Consider the following 24,308-nt stretch of genomic DNA (forward strand, 5'->3'; position numbering starts at 1 on the left):
AGTTACAGAGGAATATGATACAATATAACGATAAGGCCCGAAAGGAGTGATTCAGAAAGTGGCTCTTCGGGTAACTATAGTGTCAAGGTGTTATTTGTGGAATGGACACCTTAAACTTTCAGCCCAAATCACGACGAACCTGCTTCACCGATTAGACGGGTCAAGCTGTTAAGCTCAGCTGGCATCACGTGTAGACGGATAATGCAAGCCGCGTATGTGTACTGGATATTCACTTGCATTTCAAGGTTACGGCGGACTTTTCATCATGCATTCTCTACAACGGAGCATTCATTTTCAATGTTTTGGGAGGGAACTGATCATGGCAAGTAAAGGTCATAACGAAGTCAAGGAAAGTCTACGGGAAATGACACGTATTTTCCGGCCCAAAGATCCCAAGAAATTCGTGAAAGAGTATGTCCGGAAGTATCGGATTACGGGAGGCTATGAAGAAGAGCTGACCATGGTCGTGGAACATGAGCTGGTGAGGATGAACTCATCCGTCTCCTAACTTTGAACAGAGAAGTTGTTCCGCGTTTTTTGCGAACTAAACCTGAGTTACAACATCCATGAGGATTCTCATAAACCGTGCCCGGGCGGCGTGCCGCTGCAGGAAGCGGTTTTTTTTGTTGCGTCTATGGGAGGTATTGAGATGAATTCTCACAAAATAGTCAAATGAATTAATAGACACATTTTCATTTGTATGCGCTTTCGACAAATTTTTTCTGATGTTTGCGTTTTCAAAAAATGCGAAAAAATCCAGTCGTGACAAGCTTTTTTTACAAGTATGAAAGGTTTGTGAACTCCTTGTGAACGATTGACAAAACACCCCCTTAAACTTATATTAATAGTGATTGTTATAATTGACAGGGAAAATGTAGTAATCTACGAATTCGGGAAAAGCGGGGTAGATCAATGATGAAAACGTGGCAGGCTGTAAAGCGACTCCTTCCCATGACTGCGGTATCGGGACTCCTACTTATTCTTGCCGGGTGCGGACGCGAGGACTTGTCGGTGCTCAGACCGCAGGGACCTGAAGCGGAGACTTCTTATGGACTGATAAAGCTGTCGATCACAATTATGATCGTTGTATTGTTGATCGTTTTTTTCATTGCAGCTTATGTAATGGTTCGTTTCCGCAGAAAACCCGGGCAGAACGAAATTCCGGAACAGGTGGAGGGCAGCTTTAAGCTGGAAGTACTCTGGACGGTCATTCCGCTCATTCTGGTAGTGGTGCTGGCAGTGCCGACTGTGAAAGCGGTATTTGCAGCCGGAGATGATCATGCGAATGATGCAAATGCGGTCAAGGTCAAAGTGACAGGCCACCAATACTGGTGGGAGTTCGAATATTCCGATTATGATGTGAAGACTGCGCAGGATCTGGTGATTCCTACAGGGAAAGACATCGCTTTTGAATTGACGACGGCAGATGTACTGCACTCCTTCTGGGTACCTTCTCTTGCCGGTAAAATTGACACCAACCCTGCAGGTACGATTAACCGGTTCAGCTTCAGTGCGCCTAATGAAGGCGTTTACCGGGGGAAATGTGCGGAGCTGTGCGGACCTTCCCATGGATTCATGGAGTTTAAGGTAAAGGCGGTCAGCGATCAGGAGTTCGAGAAGTGGATTGCTTCAATGAAAGCCCCTGCCGTGCTGCCTGAGGACACGGCCCTGGCCGAGAAGTTCAAGTCGCAATGTCTGACTTGCCACGCAGTTGGCGGTCAAGGGGTTGCTCTGGGGCCTGACCTGACAGGCATTGGCTCCCGCGAGTCGATAGCCGGTATTCTGCTGAACGACGATACCAGGGAAGACGGGGCACCGGTCGAAGAGAATCTTAAGACATGGCTGCATGATCCGCAAAGCGTGAAGCCGGGTAACTTGATGCCAAGCCCCAAAGATCTGGGCCTGAGCGATGCCGAGATAGATGGCATTGCTGAATATCTGGCCAATTATAAACTGGACTGATGATTTAGCCCGTTTAAGAAGCAGCATATATGATAAGGGGGTACGAACCTTGGCTCAAGCAGCGCACAGCTTGAATTCTTCCAAACCTCTGGGACATGGCCACAGCGTCAAGCGCCATACCGGGCTGATGGATTGGATCACAACCGTCGATCACAAAAAAATAGCAATTCTGTACCTATGGGCCGGAGGTTTGTTCTTCGGAATAGGAGGGCTTGAGGCCATCCTGATCCGCATCCAGCTAATCAAACCGATGAATGCCTTCCTGGATGCCCAGACCTTTAATGAACTGATTACGATGCATGGTACGACTATGATCTTTCTCGGTGTCATGCCGATCATCTTTGCACTGATGAATGCGGTCATACCGCTGCAGATCGGTGCGCGGGACGTAGCTTTTCCATTCCTTAATGCGCTGGGTTTCTGGACTTTTCTGTTTGGGGGGATCTTACTCAATCTAAGCTGGATTATGGGTGGGGCACCTGATGCGGGCTGGACTGCATACGTTCCTTTGTCGTCAACTACTTACAGTAATACACATGGAGTCGATTTTTATACGATTGGGCTGCAGATAGCCGGACTCGGTACGCTTATCGGCGGCATTAACTTTCTGGCGACGATCATTACCATGCGTGCGCCGGGGATGTCCTTTATGCGAATGCCAATGTTCGCCTGGACAACATTTATTACTTCCGCCATTATTCTGTTTGCTTTTCCTGCAGTTACAGTAGGATTAGTCCTGCTTACTTTTGACCGGATTCTGGGCGCCAATTTCTTCGACGTAGCCGGTGGAGGGAATCCGGTACTATGGCAGCATATTTTCTGGATCTTCGGACACCCTGAAGTGTACATCCTGATTCTTCCTGCCTTCGGTATTATTTCCGAGGTTATTCCGACCTTCTCGCGCAAGCGGCTGTTCGGGTACAGCTCCATGGTGTTCGCAACGATCCTGATTGCCTTCCTGGGCTTCATGGTATGGGCGCATCACATGTTCACAACCGGTCTTGGGCCGGTAGCCAATGCGCTTTTCTCCGTATCCACGATGTTGATCGCAGTGCCTACGGGAATCAAGATCTTCAACTGGCTGTTCACGATGTGGGGCGGCCAAGTGCGTTTCACTACACCTAATCTGTTTGCAGCCGGTTTTATTCCGACCTTTACGATGGGTGGAGTTACAGGTGTCATGCTGGCTTCGGCACCTGCGGATTTCCAGTTCCATGATACGTATTTTGTCGTGGCGCATTTTCACTACGTTATTGTCGGGGGTCTGGTACTTGGCCTTTTTGCCGGCCTGCATTACTGGTGGCCCAAGATGTTCGGCCGCATGCTGAGCGAGAAGCTGGGCAAATGGACCTTCTGGACCTTTATCATCGGCTTCCACATGACCTTTTTTGTTCAGCATTTCCTCGGTCTGATGGGAATGCAGCGCCGCGTATTCACGTATTTGCCGAATCAGCAGTTTGATCTGCTGAATCTGGTCAGCACGATAGGCGCGGGGCTGATGGGTGTCGGAACGATCCTGTTCCTCCTGAACGCCTTCCTGACTTCCAGACGGCCTGCCGATGCAGCTGATGATCCGTGGGAAGACGGACGTACACTGGAATGGACCATTCCTTCGCCGCCGCCGGAGTATAACTTCAAGCAGACTCCGCTTGTGCGCGGAATCGACGCTTTCTGGAAAGAGAAAACGGCCGGGCATAAGGGGATGACCCCTGCGGAGCCTGTAGGTTCGATTCATATGCCATCCGCGACAGTGCTGCCGTTCACCATGTCCGTCGGAATCTTTATTGCCGGGCTGGGTTTTATGTTCAGCAGGGATGAATTCGGAAATGCCTTTATGAGCTTTCTCTTCAATAATTATATTGTAACTGCAATTGGTCTTGTCATTACGTTCGGGTCCATGCTGCTGCGTTCGCTCTATGACGATCATGGCTGGCATATTGAACCCGAAGAGCTGGAAGGAAGGTGAGCAGATATGACAACGGCACACGCAGAACCTGCTAATGGTACGCTACCGCACGAACCGGAAAAGGCAACCCTCGAAGGCCGCAATAAGGTGCTTGCCTTCTGGCTGTTCCTTGGCGGAGAAGCTGTACTCTTCGGAACACTGTTTGCTACCTTCCTGGCGCTGCGCAATCAGACCAATGAAGGCCCCAGTGCGAATGAGCTGTTTCATCTTCCGCTGGTAGCGGCAGCAACCTTCATCCTGCTGGTCAGCAGCTTGACAAGTGTGTTCGCTATCCAGGCGATGCACAGAGGGCGCGTAGCTCAGCTGCGCAATTGGCTGCTTCTGACCGTCTTGCTTGGGCTAGGGTTCCTGGGTCTGGAAATTTATGAATTTGCAGAGTATATCCGGCATGAGAATTTCGGTATGACGACAAGTGCGTTCAGCTCGGCGTTTTATACGCTGGTAGGTTTTCACGGGGCTCACGTGGCATTCGGGATTCTCTGGATTGCTGTCCTGATCGGTCAGCTGGCCCGTAAAGGGCTGACGGTTGTTACTGCACCGAAGATATATGTGTCTGCCATGTACTGGCATTTTATCGACGTGGTGTGGGTCTTCATCTTCACGGTTGTATACCTGCTCGGAAAGGTGGGCTAAAGCCATGGCGACGGAACAGCATTCGCAGGAAGGCGTTGTCAAACACCGCCACCGGCATGAAGGGCCGCAGAAGCATATTGTTGTGTTTATCTTCTCCATCGTCCTGACATTGATTGCTTTTGCGGCAGTGGCCGCCGGAGGCGTAAATCCCGCGTTTGCGGTAGTTTTGCTCCTGGTAATGGCTGTGCTTCAGGTGTTTGTGCAGATGGGCTTCTGGATGCACTTAAAGGACAGAGGGCATTTGATACCGATTATTTTCATGATAGGCGGATTTTTTGTCGCTGGGACCAGTATTATAATGGCGTTGTATTGGGTCTGGTGGGACTAAGCATTATCCAAAGGAGGCGGGCTGCAGAGGCCCCCTCTTTTTTAGTAGTTGGACTTTTCGGTTTAATTATTCTATCAAGCTTTGTTGATTTGCTAATCATTCCCTGCGCGAGGAGGCTTTGATCATGCTGGGACTTTCCTATTTCAGTTTTGCCGATTTGTGGAGCCCGCTGTTTCTGGCAGCCATTCTGCTGCTGATTGCCGGTTATTTTGTGGTGATTGGGCCATTGTCGGGGAAGTTTCCCGGATCGGGTCCGGTATCGCTCTGGCAGCGGCTGCTCTTTGTGAGTGGAATTATTGCCCTTTATCTCGCTCAAGGAGGACCAGTAAGCCTGCTTGGGCATATCATGTTCTCGTTCCATATGCTCAGCATGGCGCTGTCTTATCTGGTTGCCGTACCGCTGATCATGCTGGGCATTCCTGAATGGATCTGGCGGGCGCTGCTTAAAGTAAACCCGCTGCGGAGATTGTCCTTTCTGGCCCATCCTGTGGTAGCAGCGCTGGTGTTCAACGGCCTGTTCTCCCTGTACCATATTCCGGCAATCCATGATTATGTGATGCTGAACTTTACGGTGCACCGGCTTTATTATCTGGTGTTGTTCCTGACAGCAGGTCTGATGTGGTGGACATTGATTAATCCCCTCCCGGAACGCAGAATGGCCAGCGGGCTTGGCAAAATCGGCTTTATTTTCCTGAACATGGTGCTGTTGACCCCCGCCTGTGGCCTGATCATTTTTGCTGACCAGACGCTTTATGCCACATACAGCGATCCGGACACCTGGGCCCAGGCGATGGGGTATTGTGTATCGGGCGATCCAGCAGTGCTGCTGCAGAATTTTGGAGGGCCAACGTTTTTTGGACTGATGTCGCCAAAGGTGGATCAGCAGGTCGGAGGCATTGCCATGAAGTTCATTCAAGAAATTATTTTTGCCTCTATGCTTGCTTATGTGTTCTATCATTGGTATAAAAAAGAGAACGGGCAAGACGATGCAGAAGTATCCGGCTCACCTTCCGAAGTGGATGGAGGGCATTTGACCCGTGCATAGCTGGTGATCGCCAAGGAGGATATTCATGGATATTTTTACACTGTTTCCAACGATCAGTACATCTTTTATTGTGATCAGCGCGGTATTGGTGGCGATTGGCTGGAGACAAATTATTAAGGGCCAACGTGAGGCGCACAAGAAGACAATGATTGCCGCCGCAATCGCTGCGCTGCTGTTCTTCATTGTGTATGTCTCAAGAACGCTGTTTGTAGGGAATACCTCATGGGGCGGGCCGGATGAACTGAAGGGAATTTATCAAGTGTTCCTAATCTTTCATATTGTGCTGGCTACCGTGGCCGCCGTATTTGGTCTAACTACCCTCACGCTGGGCTTCAAAGCCAAATATGCCAAACACCGCAAATGGGGAAGGGTGACCTCCATCATGTGGTTCGTCACAGCCATAACGGGTGTGATGGTATATGTGCTGCTCTATATGCTGTACCCGGGAGGACATACGAAGCCGGTATGGGAAGTCATATTGGGGGCATGAAACTAAAAACTGGCCTGTGCATCAGTAGGTTCCTTGAGGGACAGGCTGATACACAGGCCAGTTGTGTGTGTTGAGCTTTCTCCGCTGCCGGGAGCCTATTGTCCTATACGATCAGCTGCAGATCGGTTAGTCTCAGGAACTGCTCTACGACACCGGGGTCGAATTGAGTTCCGGAGCAGGCCGACAGCTCCTGCTTGGCTTGCTCCAGGGTCGTTTGCCTCCGGTAAGGCCGGGAGGACAACATCGCATCAAAGGCATCGATCACAGAGCAGACCCGGGCAAGCAGCGGAATGTTTTCGCCTTGCAGGCCATAGGGGTAACCCGTTCCATTCCACCGTTCATGGTGATAGCGGATGATGTCCGTAACAACGGCATCAATGCCGGGGAAATCCTTGGCAAGCTCTGCACCAATCACAGGATGCATCTTCAGAATATTCCACTGATCCTCCGATAAAGGCTCTTGTTGATCCAAGATATGTACGGGTACAAATGATTTTCCGATATCGTGCAGAAAGCAACCTCTGACGAGATGGGTTCGCTCCTTCTCCGCAAGCTCCATGGAAGTGGCCATCACTTCTCCCAGCATGGCTACTCTGACTGAATGCCGATGAGTCTCCGCATGCTTGTTCCGCAAAAAATTCATCCACACACTAACATGTGCTTCTTCGGTAAGAGCCATCTGTACCTTTTTAACCAGTTCGGCTATCTCCCCCAACCTTACTCCCTCCCTATAGTTCTTATTGCGTCCTCCCAAAAGATCAAAAACAGCAAAACCTTCTACAATATGTAAATAAATGGAACAAAAGTTGTGAAAAAATGTCGTACAATATCACTTATGCGACATTTATATTGAAGAAGGAGCCATGAAATGACAATGGAACGAAGCGATTCTAATTGTTTGCAGCTAGCTTTGGTGGAACGTGGGGATACAATAAACAGTGATGAACAAATCGTCCAAATGTTTTTGGCAACATGCTGCCGGACAACTAATACACGGCGTAATTATGAAAGAGCCATTGCTGCTTTTCGTAAGTTTATATCTGCTACTGCCTTAAGGGATGTGTCATGGAGGGAAATTGAGGCTTACAAAATCTTTCTGACCCAAGGTGGTTACAGCTACCCGAAGCAATTGGCCCCTGCAAGTATCGCCGCTTTTATCGCACCTTTAAAATCCTTTTATAAGTGGGGCAGCGATCAGCATATTGGCTTTTTTGCAAATAATCCAACCGCAAGTGTACGTATTCCAAGCATCACCATCACCAGCAGAAGAAATTTTTTGACCAAAAGAGAGGTGGGAAGCCTGCTGCGGGAGATGCAGTCACAGGGCTTGCGGAATTACCTGATCGGCCTGACATTGGTCTTGTTGGGCTTGCGTGTCTCCGAGCTAACAGCGATGAAATGGGGCGATTTTCATACAGATCCTCTGGAAACCTCGATCTGGCTAACGATTGCCAATGCCAAAGGCGGCAAGCGGAGGGAGATCAAAGTACCGGCGGTTCTATGGGAGTTATACTCTGAGCTGTCCAGAACATTGTCCAAGGATGAAGATCCCGATCCGGGCCTGTTGATGTTTCCGTTATCCTCAAGACAGGTGGAACGGATTATTAAAAATGCGGGAGAGGCCAGCTCTATTGAGAAAAAATTAACCCCGCATTGGCTTAGACACACCAACGCGACACTTGCCTTATTACAGGGGGCTTCCCTCCAGCAGGTGCAGGAGACGCTTGGGCATTCGCATATCAATACGACTCAGCGCTACTTGCATACGGTTCAGCAAATCCAAAAGGCTGCTCCGGATTTTGTAGAGGATTGCTTGCGTGATTTCTTTTAAAGAAAGACACAAATAGGAAAGAAATTACTGTTATTTCTATTAATAACTATACACTATTATACAAATGGCCTATAATACTAGAAGGGCTGTGCAATTATGCACAAAGACGAAAAAGACCTATTTTTTAGTCCCGAAATGTCGCATAAGTGATATTGTACGACATATAAGCTAATTTTCGACATGAATTGTCGATTTCCCCAATATACTAACCCGTTTATAGCAGCCTTAATCAATAGATTCTTAGTTCTTCCCATTTACACGTGATTTATCCCGGTACATACCTATAATAAGTTTGATGAGCCTGGCACTATTGTGCCGGGTTCTTTTATTATTTAGGAAATGATGCAATGCCCAAAAATGTGGATATCTTGGAAGCTTCAGATGATATAGCAGTGCAGGGGGATTGGGCTCCATCAGCGGAGTGAAGCGGACAGAGAAGACCCTATTTTGCGAAAAAGTGTGCTTTCCTGGTGAATTCGGACTATGGAGCCGTTATATCGTTCGATTGGGCCTAGAATGAAGGGAGATAGGACAATTAGCGGAATCTCTGTCCGTTTATCCTGCTGAATAGACGAATCCTCCCCATTAACGGATTTCCTGTCCGCATCAGCCGCGGATAGAACGTGAAGGGACCTCATCATGTACGCAGAGGGACCCACGCAAAATCGTTACGCTCAACAATGCATGTCCTAACCACGCTATATGGGCGAGAGTTGGGCACGTTGAGCAACAATGTGAGCTCTAAGCAAGCCAAATGACGATAATCTTGCCTATTGTACAACAATCCGGGCCTCGTAAGCTCCGGGTTGTTATTCACCCGTAGGGTGATTTTGTTCATTTGGTCGCCAAGACCTCACCGCTGCCTGATTATGCGGTGAGGTTTATTTCATGCATAGGATTGACACAGGAAAATTAAGGACATATACTGTGTATATAGATATATACAGTAAGCACAGGTGATCACACCTGAGCAGACTTGATTCAGTCAAATCCGGTTGCCGCTTCAGACTAAAGAAGCAGTAAAGTGAGGTTCATATTTATGGAAATTTTAAGAAATTCGTGGTTTATTGTGAAGAGCGATTTTCGCGGCGACAAATTAAGGCTGCTGTGGACTTTTCTTTTTTCCATTCTCATGATGGGATATCTTGCAGGAATCACCGGGATGGTTGTGAATGAGGCTGTGGGCCAGCATGAACGGACAATTGTGGCCGATTATCTTTTGCTGACGATGATTCCAATGCTGGGGTTTACATTCTCCGTCCGCACCATGAAGTATTGGAGCAGCAACTCCTATACGAAAATGCTGGCCTACCTGAGAGCTCTGCCGATCCCCGCTCCGGTCATTTTGTGCAAAAGAAAGATACAGGCGCTTATTTCCTTTGGGCTAAACGGTACATTGTTCTTCGGGCTAATGTACGCCATTAGTGGGAGTTTACGGAATGAGCTTACGGGTTCCTCCTATTTTGCTTTTGCCCTGACCTGGGTTGGCTACGGGCTGATGTTGACGGGAGTATACATTTTCATCGAATACCTGTTCAGCGGCATAGCTTATCTCTGGCTTACGATGCTGATTATGGTGGTGTTCTTCGGTATTACAATGGTTATTCACTTGGCGGGAGCCAATGTGTTGCTCTACAGCATCTCCTCTTCCAAAGAGTGGGGGCTGCTGTCCCCGCTGATGTGGGGCACGCTGCTGCTGGGGACGTTATCCGTTCAGCTTTTTTCCAAATGGACCATTTACAGATTAAAGAGCCGTGATCTTGTATGAAGAGGCAGAACTGCAAGGCGGCACTCCGGCATACCGGAGTGGAAGGCGGGGTGAGGACGTGTGGATACCGGTACAAATCAATGAAAATAGCGCAGAACCCCTTTATCACCAAATTGAGACCCAACTCCGCTCGCTGATTATTAGCGGGGTGATTACCGAAGGAACGTTATTGCCTTCCATCCGGGAATTTGCAGGGGAGCTGAAATGCAGCGTCATTACGGTGCGCCGGGTCTATCAGGATTTGGAGAATGAAGGGCTGCTGCGGACCAGGCAAGGCACAGGGACCTTTGTATCCAATGTCGGCGATGCTGCGATGGCGGAATACAAGCATGAAGCGGTCCGCAAGGCGCTTGAGGGTGCTGTGGATGTAGGAAAGTCGGTACAATGTGGCCAAGAGGAGCTTACAAGGATCTTTTTGGAGATTGTAGAAAACAAGTACAGAGAACAGCAATGAAAGGCGGCGCTGCCATGATGGCACAGATGGCAATCGAATTACGCAATGTAAGCAAACAGCGGCGTAACAAGACAATAGGACCCCTTAATCTAACGCTGCCGCAGGGATACATTACTGCTCTTGTAGGGCACAATGGTTCCGGAAAAAGCACACTAATGAACATGCTGATGCAGCTCGTGAATCCCGACGACGGCGAGATTTACTGGTTTGAACAGAAATATAAGCAGGGGCTTCCACTTAAGGTCCGCCAGGCCATTGCCTACGTTCCGGAGAACTCGCTTGCTGAAGAAGCATACTGGAATGTGGAGGAAGCGGCCTCCTTCAGGAAGCATTGGTATCCGGAATGGGATGCGGAGTATCTGGAGGGACTGCTTGAGAAATTTGAAGTTCCCCGCAATGTCAAACTTGGCAAGATGTCAAAAGGGGAACGCCGCAAATTCGAAATCGCCGCTGCGCTGGCTGCCCGTCCGCAGTTGCTGCTGCTGGATGAGCCCTCTTCGGGGCTGGACCCTTTTGCCTGGAAAGTGATGCTGGAGACGTTGCTCCGGTATATGGATGAGACGGGGGCCACAATTCTGATCTCTACCCATATCGTGGAGGAAGTCCGGCGGCTGGCCGATTATATTGTGCTGATGCACAAAGGGGAACTGCTCGGCATGGCCGAGAAGGACAGCCTGTTCGGTTCATGGAGTGAAGTCTGGGTGAACGCAGCGGATGAGGAAGAGCTTGCAGAGCTGGCGGCCGAATTGCCGGGAGTGCTGCAATTGACGCTGGAGGCTCCGGGAGCAGCTTCGTTTCTGACACAGCAGGTTCAGGGAGTTGAGGAACACATCCATCATTTGGGTTTGAAGGTTATCAAAAGCCGCAGCCTGGAGCTGGATGAGATATTGCATTTATGGACACATGGACATCGTCCGATCCTGGTTGATTACGAGAAAGGGGACTGAAGAATGGAAGCTTTGAAGCTCGAACAGGTAGTGAAGCAATACGGAGACAAAACGGCGGTTAATGGTATAAGTCTGGCTGTGGGCAAAGGGGAAATCTACGGCTTGCTTGGAGGCAACGGAGCAGGCAAAACAACAACCATGCGTATGGTACTCGGACTTATCTATCCGGATCAAGGGAAAATACTCTATAACGGAAAAAACTTCAGCACCGAGCTCCAGCATATTATGGGGTATCTCCCGGAAGAACGCGGGTTATATCCGAAAGTAAAGGTCAGCGACCAGATTATTTATCTGGCCCGGCTGCGAGGGATGTCTGCAAGCGATGCGGATGAGAGCCTGCGATATTGGCTGGACCGGTTCGAGGTCCCGGAATATTACAATAAGAAGATTGAAGAGCTCTCCAAAGGAAATCAGCAAAAAATGGGTTTTATCGCCGCCGTGGTGCATAAACCACAGTTCCTCATTCTGGACGAAGCGTTCAGCGGTCTGGATCCGGTCAATGTGGAGCTGCTCAAAGATACGGTCCGCGAAATGCGCGACCAGGGAACCAGCATTTTGTTCTCTACACACCGGATGGAGCATGTCGAGGAGCTGTGCCGCAATATCACGATTCTGGATCGGTCTAACACAGTAATACAGGGCGAAATCCGCGAGATCAAAAAAGGCTATCCCCGCGAAGAAGTCCTGCTGCGTACAGCTGCTGAGATATCCGGTCTGGAATCGCTGGCCGGCGTAACCGGCGTTCAGCGTCAGGAGAGAGGGTATCTGCTGAAGATCAGCGAGCCGGGGGCCGCACAGCGTATCCTGCACCATGCGATCGGGCAGGGGGAAGTAGAGCATTTTGAACTCAAGGAACCAACGTTAAACCAAATCTTTATCAGAGCGGTGGGTGACTCAAATGAATAAAATGGGGACAATTATCGGCTTCACATTCAAGAATAAAGCAAAAACGAAATCATTTATGATTACTACGCTGATTCTGGTGCTGTTGCTTAGCATCGGTATGAATATTCCTTATCTGATCAAAGTCTTTCAGGGTGAAGATAAGACCGGCGGTACGGCGGGGAGCGGTACGCAGATTGGGGTAATCGCCGAAGAGGGCAGCACGGCGCTTGAGTTGCTGAAAGCTTACCAGCTGCCAGAAGGACTTGCACAAGTAACCGTGAATCCATATGCCTCTGCAGATGACCCGGAATTAAAGAAGGCGCTGGATGAAGAGCAAATCGAAGGTTACATCTCGCTTGCGGACACCTCTGCTGCGGGGCTGTCGGGTGTTACCTACTACAGTCCCGATGGAGATATCGATAATGATGTGAAGGCCTATCTGCAAAATGCGTTGCAGCAAGTCAACGCTGCGCTAATCGCCGGTGATAAACTCACACCTGAGCAGATCGCTGCCATGAACTCGCCGGTTGAGATTGGTACCCAGGAGGTAAGCCCTGCAAGCGGGGAAGCGGCCCAGGAGGAGGCGCCTCCCATTATCAATTACGTCATTGTTTATGTACTGTTGATTTTGTTCTTCATGTCCATCATGATGACCGGCAATATGATTTCAGCCGAAGTGACCTCGGAGAAGAGCTCGCGGATCATGGAGATCCTGATTACAAGCGCCTCACCGCTGGTACAGATGTTCGGAAAGGTGATCGGAATCTTCCTCGTCGGCTTGCTGCAGATTGTTATCATCGCCGCAGCGGTGGCTGCCAATCTCGCCCTTCCGCATAATGCAACAATTATGACAGACTTTAATCTGGATCTGGGCCAACTGAATGTCAGTCTGCTTGCTTATGGACTGGTGCTGTATGTGCTCGGTTACTTCCTGTTCGCTCTGATGTATGCCGCAGTCGGTTCGATTGTCAGCCGTACAGAGGACCTGGGCCAGGCGGTTATGCCGATCATGATGCTGGGCTTCGCAGCTTTCTACATCCCGTTGTTCAGTATCTCGAATGCCGATACCTTGCTGGTCAAAATAGCCAGCTATGTGCCGTTCACATCGCCATTGACCATGCTGCTGCGCATCGGGGTGGGTCAAGTAGAACTGTGGGAGATCCTCGTCTCGCTTGCTATTCTGCTGGTGTCCATCGTGTTCTTCGGCTGGCTGGCCGCCAAAATCTACCGTACCGGCGTATTGATGTACGGCAAGCGTCCAACCATTAAAGAGCTGAGAAAAGCAATGAAGGCTTATAAGATCTAAATCAGTGAGAATTGAATGATTATACACAATTATGTGGTATTAACTGTACAGAAGGAGAACTTACATGAAAAATTGGAAACGATCGCTCTTATCCCTCATAATCTCTGTTGGTTTGCTCTCGACAGCAGCCCCGGCCATGGCTGCTCCGCAGCAACCGGCGGTGAAGGTTGATAACCAAAACGTTGAATTTGCAAAGAATGCACCTATTGTGGATCAAGGCACAACGATGGTACCGCTGAGAACAACACTCCAGGCTATGGATGCCAAGCTGAAATCTGTACAGAATGGTACCATTCATGTGGTTATTGACGGTAAGGAGATCACACTCAAAAGTAAAACAAAGCTGATTCATGGCGTGACCTATGCTCCTGTCCGAGTCGTTGCCGAAGCCGCGGGTTATGAGGTTCGCTGGGATCAGCAATCCCGCACTGTTCTTCTGGTCTCCAAGGCAACGGGGGAAGGCGCCCGGGGTTTCATGTGGGAAGTCGAGAATAATGGAAATACGGTATATTTGGTAGGCTCAATGCATATTGCGGATGATAGCTTCTACCCGCTGCGTTCGGAAATTGAGGATGCTTTTGCCGAAGCTGATTATCTCGGTGTGGAGATTGACGTCAGTAAGGCGGCCGGTGAGGCGCAGCAGAAAATGATCATGGATCTGGGTACGTATCAGGACGGCACGACCTTGAAGGACCATGTATCCAAGGAAACGTATGCGAAGGTTGAAGAAGTTCTGAAGCAAAATGGTATGGAAGCGAACGCGCTTGATGCCTTTAAGCCTTGGGTTGTCGAGACGACCATCAGCACGCTGAAATCAATGAAGGCAGGGTACGAGGCGGCTGCGGGTATCGATCTGTATTTCATCCAGAAAGCTATGGAACGCAAACTGCCGGTCATGGAGCTGGAATCCTATGAATCCCAGCTGGGCATGTTTAACGGCTTCTCCAAGGAGCTGCAGGAGAAGAATCTGAATGCAGCTTTGGACAATTTCGATGTTCTCGATGACAATGTGGATCAAATGGCCAATATGTGGAAATCGGGTAATGACGAGCAATTGCTTGAGTTAACCAACAGCATATCTGGTGACCCGGAGTATAACAAAGCGATGCTGATTGACCGGAATATCGGAATGGCTGATAAAATTGATGGTTACCTGAAAAGCGATAAGAAAGAGGAGTTTTTCATCGTAGTTGGTGCAGCCCACTTCCTGGGTAAGGATGGAGTCGTTCAATTGCTGAAGGATAAAGGTTATTCTGTCATTCGAAAATAATAGTAGTTTACGCTTCACTACAATAGGGGTGTCCAAAAGCCATGTGAATGGCTTGGGACACCCCTTTTTGAAAATATAAGGATTTATATGTTTACGCCATAAATCTGTCTTATATTTCTACGAGAAACGGATACCCTCCTCTTCCAGAGGACGGCGAAGCCGTTTCTTCTTGTTTGGGTAGATTAGCATATGTTCCGCTTTTGAACACTCCCCTTGGGTTTTACGATTTTGAACGTGACAAGAATGTAACATTCCGCTCCCGCTTGTCATCTGAATCAAACGACAGTGCCTGATCCAGACCCTATGATAAGTGTATATGAAAAAGAGGAGAGGATCTGAGTTGAATAGTAAAAAGAAGAGAACTGGTTGCACGTTCAGCATCCTGTCGGTTCTATTGACGGTAAGCCTGGCTGCAGAATCAAGTGTGTACGCAAAGGCGCCGTCCGAATGGAACACAGGTGCCGCTGGAGGACACAAGACCTCAATCAGCAGCGCCTCCCTACCCGCACTGGATATCGCGGCTTCGACAGCTAAGATGGACGGTCCGCGTGAAGCCAAGGAAGTGCAGGCGTTCCTGGATGCTTTTTTTGCCAGGGAGGACATCAAGCAAAAGGCCGGGGCCGTTGCAGTATCCGTCGTTAAGAACGGGGAGGTGCTTGCTTCCAAAGGTTACGGGATAACCGACCGAACGTCGAAATCGCCGGTGGATGCAAGCCGAACCACTTTCCGGATCGCTTCTGTCTCCAAAGTGTTTACGGCAGCCGCCGTAATGCAGCTCGTCCAGGAAGGGAAGATTTCGCTGCAAGACAATATTGAAAAGTATCTGGACGGTTATCATTTAACCAATGCCTTTAACACACCGGTTACCATCGAGAATCTGTTGACGCATACGTCCGGATTTGAAGTGCGCGAACCTTCCGATGCCAGCTATTTAATGGATGATTCCCAAAAGCCGATCTCGCTGAAGGAAAGCATCTTTGAGCAGTTTCCCCCGGTTGTCCGCAAGCCGGGAACGTCCTACATGTACGATAATTTTGCGTCCAGGCTGCTGGGATACATCGTCCAGCAGGCAAGCGGAGAGCCCTTCGGGAGCTATATGCAGCAAAATCTGTTTGAGCCGCTCGGCATGAATTCAACCAGCTTTAGCCTGAGCCAAGAGTTGGCCGGACGACTGGCGGCTTCCTACGATGCAGAGGGCAATCCCATCCCGGTGTATGATTTTTCACCGAGTGAGTGGCCGGAGGGCAGCCTGATATCGACAGCCTCCGATATAGCCTTGTTTATGAAGGCCTTCTTGAACGATGGCCGGACAGCTGACGGCACGGTTATCCTGTCGCCCGAGTCGATAAAAGCAATGTCAGCGTACCACATAGCCATCCATCCGGATTTGCCGGATATGACATACGGCTTTGAAGCGCCTGCTCTTCCATCCAGAACAAACGGCGAAAAGGTAATATCCAAGGGTGGGGATATCCTGGGCTTCAGTTCAGCGCTTTGGCTTTTGCCGGACCGCAAAACGGGTGTCTTCGTGACTTATAATGCGAATCAGGATTTGCGGGATGAACTGTTTGCCGCCTTTATGGATCATTATTATTCCGGTCATCCAACTTCGTTTGGAACAGAGGGCTTTAAGCCGCAATCCAGGGAGGTTCTCGCTAAATTTGAAGGGTTGTATTCCGATTTGCGGGTTAAATTACTGACCCGGGTAGAGGTGTCCGGCACAGGCACTCTGACCGTGAGTGATCTAATGGGGGGGCGTCACGAACTGAGCCAGGTGGAGGATACGCTGTTCATCGATGAACAGGGCAAGCCGCTAGCCTTCAAGGCGGATCAAGACGGCCGCATCAGTTATATGAAATACTCTAATCTATACAGCTATGCAGCCAAAATACCGGAGAATCCGCCCGGATTCCCGGATGTATCAGAAAGTCATCCTTATGCAAGCTACATTCTCGGCCTGAAGTCACTCGGCTATCTGGCAGATGATCTGTCCAAGCCGTTTCATCCAGAGCAAGCTGTTACCCGCGGAGCGTTTATCCAGGCTTTTAATGCGGTGTGGAGCATCCCGGAATCATCCAATCCGTCGACGTTCAAGGACACCGCAAATTCTCCGTACCGGCGGGCTATCCAAGCCGCTGTCGAGTCCGGCTTGCTGGAGGGGGCAGGGGGAGGTTTGTTTGAACCAGACCGTCCCATCCGCCGCGAAGAAGCAGCCGCTATCGTATTTCGCTTACTGGCCGGATCGGGGATCAGAATGCCGGATTCCACAGCTGTCCTTGTGCCCGGCACGTCAAAATGGGCTGTCGATGCGGTCAGCTCTGCTGTGATCTGGAAGCTTCATGGGCCGGAAGTGACAGAGTCAAAGGGCATGTTCGACTACGGCTCGCAGCGGACGCTGAACAAACAGGAGCTGGCGGCGCTGCTGTACACGATGCTGCTTCCGGATTAAGGAGACAGAAATATCAGGCGCAGCGACAAGGAAGGACAATAATACACCTTTCAGAATCGGCAGAATCTGGAGGCGGTTATTGGCCTTTCCTTTTTTATTTGTCTTGACCGTGGGAATAACGGTGGAAATACCAGGCTGGAGTAGTATGATGGAGAAAGCCAGGGATCAATTGCTTTACTGCCGGAAGCTGCACGGCAATCGCGGGAAGGATTTCAGCCATGATGGATTTGAACATTTTTATTATCGAAGACGATGCCGCCATTTTCCGCTCCTTGAAGGAAAGATTGGAGTTATGGTCGTTTCATGTTACGGGCCCCGAGCGGTATGATGATGTGATGCATAATTTTATCAGCTTGCAGCCTCAGTTAGTGATTATTGATATCCAGCTCCCGATGTACGATGGGTTCCACTGGTGCCGGGAGATTCGGGCAGTGTCCAAAGTGCCGATTCTGTTTCTGTCTTCACGTGACCATCCGCTGGACATGGTGATGGCGATGAATCTGGGGGCAGACGATTATATTCCGAAGCCGTTCCATATGGACGTGCTGCTGGCCAAAATCCAGGCGATTCTCCGCCGGACGTATGCTTACACAGAGGAGTCTGCTGATCTGATCGAATGGAATGGTGCCATCATCGACATGAAGCGCGGTTTGATCCGCAAGGATGGGCAGGATGTCCTGTTAACCAAAAATGAGTTTTTTATTCTCGTTGTCCTCGTCCAGGCGAAGGATCAAATCATCTCCCGGCATGAGCTGATCCGCAAGCTCTGGGATGATGAGCATTTTGTCAACGACAATACATTAACTGCAAATATAGCCCGGCTGCGCCAAAAACTGACCGTATTTGAGCTGGAAGAAGCCATTGTCACCAAAAAAGGACTTGGCTATATGGCAGCAACGTTATGAGGGGGAAGCTGGCTTTGATACTCCGCTATCTGTATGACAGGAAAAGCTGGATCAGCTTCTATCTGCTGTCCCTGGTGTTTGTGGATTTGCTGAACTGGATGGACGGCGGTATTTCGATCCGGTGGGAGTCGATGTTATATCTGAACCTTCTGTTGCTCCTGGCGATGGCCGTTTTCCTCGGGTGGCGTTGTCAGAAAGAGATGAAGTATGCACAGACTCTCGCGAAGCTGGCCGTAGAGATTAATGAAGACTGGATTGAGACATTGCCTGCGGCCTATTTTTATCAGGAGGAAGCAACCAACCAGCTCTTGAGAGCGGCGAACCGCTGGTACTGGAATCAGCTCTCAGACGGCAAGGCAACCCGGTCGCTCGAACAGGATTATATGGCTGCCTGGGTGCATGAAGTGAAGACGCCGCTGACCGCTATGAAATTGACGATTGATGCGGGCAAAGGCCACCCGGCTATGCGCAGTATCGAATCTGAATGGCTGCGGATTCATTTGCTTATGGACCAGCAGCTGCATATTTCACGTCTGCCGTCCCTGGAGTCCGATTATATGCTGGAAGAGGCCGGGATTCAGCGGCTTGCCGCCCAGGAAGTACGCGAGCTGGCCTCTTGGTGTGTGGAGAAAAATATAGCTGTCGAATTCGGCGGGGAAGAGGTCATGGTCAAAACGGACCGCAAATGGTGCCGTTTCATCATCCGGCAATTGTTGACCAATGCGGTCAAATATAGCCCGGAGGGCGGAACGATACATCTGTCGTCCATGGCAACGCCGGAGGGTACGGTTCGTATGACGATTACGGATGAAGGTCCGGGTATCGCCGCGCATGACCTGCCAAGGATTTTTGACAAAGGCTTTACCGGAGGGCACGGAAGACTGCATAATGCGGCAACCGGACTGGGGCTTTATCTGGCCCGTACAGTTGCGGACAAAATCGGAATTTCCCTGACCGTACAGTCGGAGCTGCACAGAGGAACAGCCATGCAGCTTACCTTTCCTGTAAGTAATGCGTTCGAGTCAGTCCGGACATGACATTCAGGGGGGAGGTAATGAAGATGCAAGACAGGATTCAAAAAACTGTGCTGCTTGCAAAGCAGGTCCGTAAATCATATGGTGTCAGGGGCAATGTTCAGCAGGTGCTCAGGGGAATAGACCTACGTGTATTAGAGGGGGAGTTTGTCGGTATTATGGGGCCGTCCGGGTCCGGGAAATCAACTTTGCTCAATGTACTGGCTACCATCGATACAGCGACGGAAGGTACAATTTTCCTTGAGGATACGGACATCGCGGCCATGAAAAATGCTGAATTGTCTGCTTTTAGACAGAGTAAGCTCGGGTTCATCTTTCAAGATTACAACCTGCTCGATATATTGACGGTAAAAGAGAATATCCTGCTGCCCATTTCGCTCGGCAAGAGGAACAAACAGGCGGCAGAATCCGAATTTCAGGCAATTGCCGCAAATCTTGGCATTGGAGAGATCGCGCATAAATTTCCGCATGAAATTTCCGGCGGCCAGCGGCAGCGGACATCTGCAGCACGTGCGCTGATCCACCGGCCCTCTCTCGTATTTGCGGACGAGCCTACAGGCGCTTTGGATTCAAAGGCGGCCTCTTCTCTGCTGGGAACACTGGAGGAGCTTAACCGGGAGCGCAATATTACGATTATGATGGTCACTCATGATCCCTTAGCCTCAAGCTATTGCAGCCGCGTTGTGTTTTTGAAGGATGGTGCGCTTTATTCCGAATTATACCGCGGCCGCAAGACGCGGCAGACTTTCTTCAAAGATATTCTGAATGTGCAGGCCGTGCTCGGGGGTGACCGCGTTGACCCTGTATGAGTTGGTCCTTCGCAGTATGCGGAAGAATCTCAAGCATTACTACCTGTATTTTTTTGCCCTGATTCTCAGCACAAGTCTATATTTTGTGTTTGCTTCATTGCAGAATGAGTCCACGGTAATGGCCGCGACCTTCGTGGATATTCAATTCAAGTCCCTGTTTAGAGCCGCCGGGGTATTGCTGATTGTGATTATGGCTGTATTCATCATTCATGCAAACGGTATATTTCTTAAGCGGCGGAGCAGGGAAATTGGCTTATATCAACTGGTGGGGCTGACCCGCAGGACGGTGGGCGGGTTGCTTATTGCTGAAAATCTGCTGCTGGGGCTGGGTGCGCTTCTGCTTGGTATCGGAGGCGGCGCGTTTGTGTCGCGGCTTTTTTTGCTCACACTGATGAAACTGACCGGCACTGACAATGTAATTACATTATCGTTCTCCAGCACGGCAGCCCTGCAGACTGCCACCGTATTTGCTGTTCTTATCGGTTTTACATGGGTTCAGATGCTGTTCATGGTTTACCGCACTACGCTGCTTGATCTTTTCAAGGGAGAGCAGCAGGGGGAGCCTCCGAAACAGCCGAGACCGGTTCTGTCCGCTATGTTGGGGCTGCTCGGCCTTGTACTCATTGTGGCCGGATACCTGCTATCCAGCCAAATAACCAGCCAGGGGCTGCTCCTGCCGTTGCTGGGTATTCTGGCCTTCGTTATATCCGGAACTTATCTGTTTTTTCGTGTAATGATCGGCTGGGTGTTCTACCGGATCCGCAGGAGCATGGACGGACAGCTCGGGCTGAAAAACAGCTTGTCGCTGGCCCCGGTCATTCATCGCATGAAAGGCAATGCCAACTCGCTGACGCTGATTACCATTTTGTCTGCGACGACACTGACAATGGTGGCCGTCGCTTATTCGCTGTACTATTCGGCCGGGAGTGAGTCCCGGGCGATGTTGCCCTACGATTTCGCCTTGGAACAGAATGAGCAGGCAACCCAAGCCTTTCAGGCGGAACTGGAGAAAAGCGGCATTGCATTTGCCCATCAACCGGTAGAGGCCGTTCGGTTAGCCGGCACGATGGGACAAATAAATGGAGATGAACGCAGTCTGTTGCTGCTCGCGGCAGAGCAGCTGCAGGCAAGTGGTGCGGAACTTGCAATGCCGGCTGAAGGTGAAGGCGTTTTGTACAACGGGCAGAGGAAGGCATTAAGCAAAGAAACGGACAACGTTGCTTATCCGCAGACCATTGCTTTTGCCGCAGACGGGGTTCATGCAGAGGTCCGGTTGACCGGAGTTATGGATCGTTATGTGATGAATTACAATATAAACGGTCGTCAACTTGTCGTGCCCGAGGCGACGGTAAGGGCTATTCGTGAGCAGATGATGGCTTCCTCCGGGATTGAAGCCTTTCGTATCCACACCTATCAGATTGCGGACCCGGATGAACGTGCGGCGGCTTCAGGGGACTTTGCGAAATATATCAAGCAAGAAGAGTTCAGAACGGATTTCTACGCCTATTCTCAAGAATCGCGGCAAAAGTTCGGGCTTATTATGTTTGTTGCAGGTTTTCTCGGACTGATCTTCCTGATCATGACGGGCAGTATTCTGTATTTCAAACAGATGACCGAGGCCGAGCAGGAGAAGCAAAATTATACAATTCTGCGGCAGCTCGGATTCAGTGAGCGTGAGATGATGGGCGGCATTATCCGCAAGCAGCTGTTTGTATTCGGCATTCCGCTGGCAATTGGACTGCTGCATTCCATCTTCGCCCTAAAAGCGGCCGCTACACTGACATTCTCGGGCATTGTCTTTCCCGCGGCTGCGGCCATGGGGGTATACACGTTCATTTATCTGATATTTGCTGCGCTCACCGTGGGTTATTACCGCCGAATTGTGAAGGCCCTGCCAGCATCGGACACAAGAAAAGGGTAGCTCTGGGCCGATGGCGCCAGAGCTACCCTTTTCTGTTACAAGCTGATCCCTGCTAAACGCACAGGCACAGGCGTGGAAGGCTAAACGGCGGCTTGGACAAGCGCCTGAAGCTCCGCGAGGTTGAAGCCCTTGACGGACTGATCCCCGCTTACGGTTACAGGCACGCCCATATAACCGAGCTTCTCCACTTCCTCCTGATAGACGGTGCTGGTCATGACGTCTCTTACTTCAAAGGTTATCCCCTGCTCGGTCAGCCATTGTTTGACCAGGTTGCAGTCGCTGCAGCCTGCGGTGGAATATACAATCACCTGCCGGCTCATTGGTTAACGGCCTCCTGGATAGCGGACCGTGTAATCTTCCAGTGGGAAGTGTTCCAGCGGACTTCGCTATCCTCAAGCAGGAAGAGCTGCGGAGATTCGTGCTTAATGCCGAAATTTTCGGCGATTTGGTTGGACACCGGACGGTCTTCAATCACGTGCACGATCGCTGCCGTGGTATCGGCATCTTTCAGGTAAGCCTGGAATTCTTCGTGGGCTTTGGCGCTGATCGGACAGGTCGTGCTGTGTTTGAAGAGCAGCTTTTTACCCGGCTGTGCCACATATTGGTTCAATTCTTCCAATGTATGAAGTTGTTGAATGGACATCATATTCATCCTCCCGAAATATTATTTTTGCGAATAAATGGGTTGAAATCAACCTGTAATCATGATTGTAACATAGTTCAAAATTAATGCAAAAGAGAGGGCGTTCTACTGCCATAAATGGCTTGAACCTGCACACAACAGCGTTGAAAAAACGCTTTCAACATGCTAAGGTGGGGAAGACAAAGGCAGGCGCCTATAAGGCAGATCAGGAGAAGGAGTGTCCCTTAGCATGCGAAGAACCGCTTGTGTGACCGGTGCGGACCGTGGCCTTGGATTGTATATTGTCCGGTGGCTGCTGGAGAATGGCTACGAGGTGTTTGCCGGACAGTATATGCCGGAAATTGATTCCTTGGGCGAACTTAAAGACAAGTATGCCGGGCAGCTGCAGATCATCCCTTTGGATGTCGGCAGCAAGGACAGTGTGAAGCAGGCGGCACGGTCCATTGCCGGCAGCACCAGGCACATCGATCTTATAATCAACAACGCAGGTATTATTCATAGAGCTGATGACGCTACGATGCTGGTGGATATGGACGATGAGGCGATGGCGCACCTATACAATGTTAACACGCTGGGCGCGCTTAGGGTCAGCAATGCCCTGATGGGTCTGCTGCTGCAAGGCGACCAGAAGCTGATCGTCAATATCTCGTCGGAAGCGGGCAGCATCACCCGCAACAAACGCATAAATATGTATGGATATTGTATGTCCAAGGCGGCTCTTAACATGCAGTCTTCCCTTATGCACAACCATCTGAAGACGCTTGGGGGCCAGGTTATGGTGTTTCATCCGGGGTGGCTGCAGAGTTATATGAGCGGACACAAGAATCTGGAGGCAACGACATCTCCGGAAGAAGCAGCCATCAAAATTATGGATATCGTGCAGCAGCACAACAAGTACCTGGGTGAAGAACCCGCCTATCTCGATCTGGATAACCAGCCATGGCCGTGGTAACTATTCAGGATATTAACAATGAAGGGTGTGAATAGTATGACTACCTTAAAAGCCCTTGCACTGGGCAGCTATACACAGGTTAAATATCATCCGTTTACCGGGGTGGACCGCGAGCTGGAACAGATTATGGCTCCTGAACTGGAGGTATTCAGCTCCGAGGATTTGGGGCTGCTGCACCCGGATACGCTTGCCGCGTACAAGCTGGTTATCTCCTATACGGAATTCTCCGATGACCCCATACCACCTGAACAGAGTGCTGCTTTGCTCTCTTATGTGGCGGGGGGCGGTGGACTGCTGGTCGTGCATAACGGAATTTCGCTCCAGCGCAATCAGGAGCTGGGGGCGATGCTGGGGGCACATTTCACCTATCATCCGGCCTATACTTCACTGCATATGACTGCCATGGAGCATCCGATTATGCAAGGGATTGAGGATTTTGTGATTGAGGATGAACCTTATTATTTTGAGCGGTATCCTTATTTTGAGACGACAGTCCTGGCAGCGTATCCACATGAAGGTGAAATGCGCGAGGCCGCCTGGTGTCATAAGTTCGGTCTGGGCCGTGTAGTCTATCTGATGCCCGGGCATCATTTGCCTTCCTTTTCGGTAGAGCCGTTCCGGCGGATGATCAAGCGGGGTGGCTTGTGGGCAGCAAATTTGCTGTAATCCATATCCACGCATTAATGTTCCAAACAGAAGAGTCCCATTGC

The 24,308-nt window shown here is 50.1% G+C and carries 24 protein-coding genes; 21 read left to right on the forward strand and 3 right to left on the reverse strand.

Annotated elements, in window-relative coordinates; genetic code table 11:
• The first annotated feature begins 319 nt into the window (after positions 1–319).
• The 7 genes from IEY53_RS21435 (at position 320) to IEY53_RS21465 (ending at position 6,424) form a co-directional block, all read left to right on the forward strand.
• Positions 320–508 (forward strand): hypothetical protein, encoded by a 189-nt coding sequence (locus IEY53_RS21435; RefSeq protein ID WP_019913840.1) that lies wholly within the window; start codon positions 320–322, stop codon positions 506–508.
• A gap of 404 nt (positions 509–912) precedes the next feature.
• Complete coding sequence (coxB, locus tag IEY53_RS21440; RefSeq protein WP_189028621.1) at positions 913–1,962, forward strand: cytochrome c oxidase subunit II; 1,050 nt, start codon at positions 913–915, stop codon at positions 1,960–1,962.
• 127 nt (positions 1,963–2,089) lie between these two features.
• Entirely contained in the window at positions 2,090–3,928 is a 1,839-nt protein-coding gene (gene ctaD, locus IEY53_RS21445; protein ID WP_189028750.1) for a cytochrome c oxidase subunit I, read from the forward strand.
• Between the two features lie 6 nt (positions 3,929–3,934).
• Positions 3,935–4,561 carry a cytochrome c oxidase subunit 3 gene (locus tag IEY53_RS21450; RefSeq protein ID WP_189028623.1) on the forward strand — a complete coding sequence of 209 codons (627 nt, stop codon included), beginning with the start codon at positions 3,935–3,937 and terminating at the stop codon, positions 4,559–4,561.
• 4 nt (positions 4,562–4,565) lie between these two features.
• Positions 4,566–4,889, forward strand: coding sequence for a cytochrome C oxidase subunit IV family protein (locus IEY53_RS21455; protein WP_189028625.1), 324 nt, complete (start codon positions 4,566–4,568; stop codon positions 4,887–4,889).
• 124 nt (positions 4,890–5,013) lie between these two features.
• Entirely contained in the window at positions 5,014–5,934 is a 921-nt protein-coding gene (gene ctaG / locus IEY53_RS21460; RefSeq protein ID WP_189028627.1) for a cytochrome c oxidase assembly factor CtaG, read from the forward strand.
• Between the two features lie 25 nt (positions 5,935–5,959).
• Positions 5,960–6,424 (forward strand): DUF420 domain-containing protein, encoded by a 465-nt coding sequence (locus IEY53_RS21465; protein WP_189028629.1) that lies wholly within the window; start codon positions 5,960–5,962, stop codon positions 6,422–6,424.
• A 103-nt stretch (positions 6,425–6,527) separates the two neighbouring features.
• On the opposite strand, the gene IEY53_RS21470 is transcribed toward IEY53_RS21465, so the two are convergent.
• Positions 6,528–7,139: an HD-GYP domain-containing protein gene (locus tag IEY53_RS21470; RefSeq protein WP_229696275.1), complete on the reverse strand. Its 612-nt coding sequence runs from the start codon at positions 7,137–7,139 to the stop codon at positions 6,528–6,530.
• A gap of 153 nt (positions 7,140–7,292) precedes the next feature.
• Here IEY53_RS21470 and IEY53_RS21475 point away from each other — a divergent pair, with 153 nt between their 5' ends.
• The 12 genes from IEY53_RS21475 (at position 7,293) to IEY53_RS21530 (ending at position 22,003) form a co-directional block, all read left to right on the forward strand.
• The gene (locus IEY53_RS21475) at positions 7,293–8,255 is read left to right on the forward strand and encodes a tyrosine-type recombinase/integrase (RefSeq protein WP_189028631.1); all 963 of its coding nucleotides are present in this window, start codon (positions 7,293–7,295) and stop codon (positions 8,253–8,255) included.
• A 1,039-nt stretch (positions 8,256–9,294) separates the two neighbouring features.
• Complete coding sequence (locus IEY53_RS21480) at positions 9,295–10,023, forward strand: hypothetical protein (RefSeq protein WP_189028632.1); 729 nt, start codon at positions 9,295–9,297, stop codon at positions 10,021–10,023.
• A 58-nt stretch (positions 10,024–10,081) separates the two neighbouring features.
• Positions 10,082–10,477: a GntR family transcriptional regulator gene (locus tag IEY53_RS21485; protein ID WP_189028754.1), complete on the forward strand. Its 396-nt coding sequence runs from the start codon at positions 10,082–10,084 to the stop codon at positions 10,475–10,477.
• A gap of 26 nt (positions 10,478–10,503) precedes the next feature.
• On the forward strand, positions 10,504–11,424 hold the full coding sequence (locus tag IEY53_RS21490; protein WP_308424238.1) for an ABC transporter ATP-binding protein: 921 nt from the start codon (positions 10,504–10,506) through the stop codon (positions 11,422–11,424).
• Between the two features lie 3 nt (positions 11,425–11,427).
• Complete coding sequence (locus IEY53_RS21495; protein ID WP_189028634.1) at positions 11,428–12,330, forward strand: ABC transporter ATP-binding protein; 903 nt, start codon at positions 11,428–11,430, stop codon at positions 12,328–12,330.
• Entirely contained in the window at positions 12,323–13,615 is a 1,293-nt protein-coding gene (locus IEY53_RS21500) for an ABC transporter permease (protein ID WP_189028636.1), read from the forward strand. Before IEY53_RS21495 ends, IEY53_RS21500 begins: the two co-directional genes overlap by 8 nt.
• Positions 13,616–13,679: 64 nt before the next feature.
• Positions 13,680–14,885, forward strand: a complete 1,206-nt coding sequence (locus IEY53_RS21505) for a TraB/GumN family protein (protein ID WP_189028638.1) — start codon at positions 13,680–13,682, stop codon at positions 14,883–14,885.
• 340 nt (positions 14,886–15,225) lie between these two features.
• A complete protein-coding gene (locus IEY53_RS21510) occupies positions 15,226–17,334 on the forward strand; it encodes a serine hydrolase domain-containing protein (RefSeq protein WP_189028640.1) in 2,109 nt (702 codons plus the stop codon).
• Positions 17,335–17,555: 221 nt separating this feature from the next.
• Positions 17,556–18,239, forward strand: a complete 684-nt coding sequence (locus IEY53_RS21515) for a response regulator transcription factor (protein WP_189028758.1) — start codon at positions 17,556–17,558, stop codon at positions 18,237–18,239.
• Positions 18,240–18,253: 14 nt separating this feature from the next.
• Complete coding sequence (locus IEY53_RS21520; RefSeq protein ID WP_229696276.1) at positions 18,254–19,276, forward strand: sensor histidine kinase; 1,023 nt, start codon at positions 18,254–18,256, stop codon at positions 19,274–19,276.
• A 23-nt stretch (positions 19,277–19,299) separates the two neighbouring features.
• A complete protein-coding gene (locus IEY53_RS21525; RefSeq protein WP_229696277.1) occupies positions 19,300–20,082 on the forward strand; it encodes an ABC transporter ATP-binding protein in 783 nt (260 codons plus the stop codon).
• On the forward strand, positions 20,069–22,003 hold the full coding sequence (locus tag IEY53_RS21530) for an ABC transporter permease (RefSeq protein WP_189028646.1): 1,935 nt from the start codon (positions 20,069–20,071) through the stop codon (positions 22,001–22,003). Before IEY53_RS21525 ends, IEY53_RS21530 begins: the two co-directional genes overlap by 14 nt.
• Before the next feature lie 80 nt (positions 22,004–22,083).
• On the opposite strand, the gene IEY53_RS21535 is transcribed toward IEY53_RS21530, so the two are convergent.
• Together IEY53_RS21535 and ytxJ are read right to left on the reverse strand one after the other, a co-directional pair.
• Entirely contained in the window at positions 22,084–22,323 is a 240-nt protein-coding gene (locus IEY53_RS21535) for a glutaredoxin family protein (RefSeq protein WP_189028647.1), read from the reverse strand.
• Positions 22,320–22,646 carry a bacillithiol system redox-active protein YtxJ gene (gene ytxJ, locus IEY53_RS21540; RefSeq protein WP_189028649.1) on the reverse strand — a complete coding sequence of 109 codons (327 nt, stop codon included), beginning with the start codon at positions 22,644–22,646 and terminating at the stop codon, positions 22,320–22,322. Before ytxJ ends, IEY53_RS21535 begins: the two co-directional genes overlap by 4 nt.
• 229 nt (positions 22,647–22,875) lie before the next feature.
• On the opposite strand from ytxJ, the gene IEY53_RS21545 reads away from it, so the two are divergent.
• Together IEY53_RS21545 and IEY53_RS21550 are read left to right on the forward strand one after the other, a co-directional pair.
• Positions 22,876–23,598, forward strand: coding sequence for an SDR family NAD(P)-dependent oxidoreductase (locus IEY53_RS21545; RefSeq protein WP_189028651.1), 723 nt, complete (start codon positions 22,876–22,878; stop codon positions 23,596–23,598).
• A gap of 36 nt (positions 23,599–23,634) precedes the next feature.
• Positions 23,635–24,264 (forward strand): ThuA domain-containing protein, encoded by a 630-nt coding sequence (locus IEY53_RS21550; protein ID WP_189028653.1) that lies wholly within the window; start codon positions 23,635–23,637, stop codon positions 24,262–24,264.
• Positions 24,265–24,308: the final 44 nt, after the last annotated feature.

Source organism: Paenibacillus albidus, from assembly GCF_014644435.1.
GTDB lineage: Bacteria > Bacillota > Bacilli > Paenibacillales > Paenibacillaceae > Paenibacillus_AQ > Paenibacillus_AQ albidus.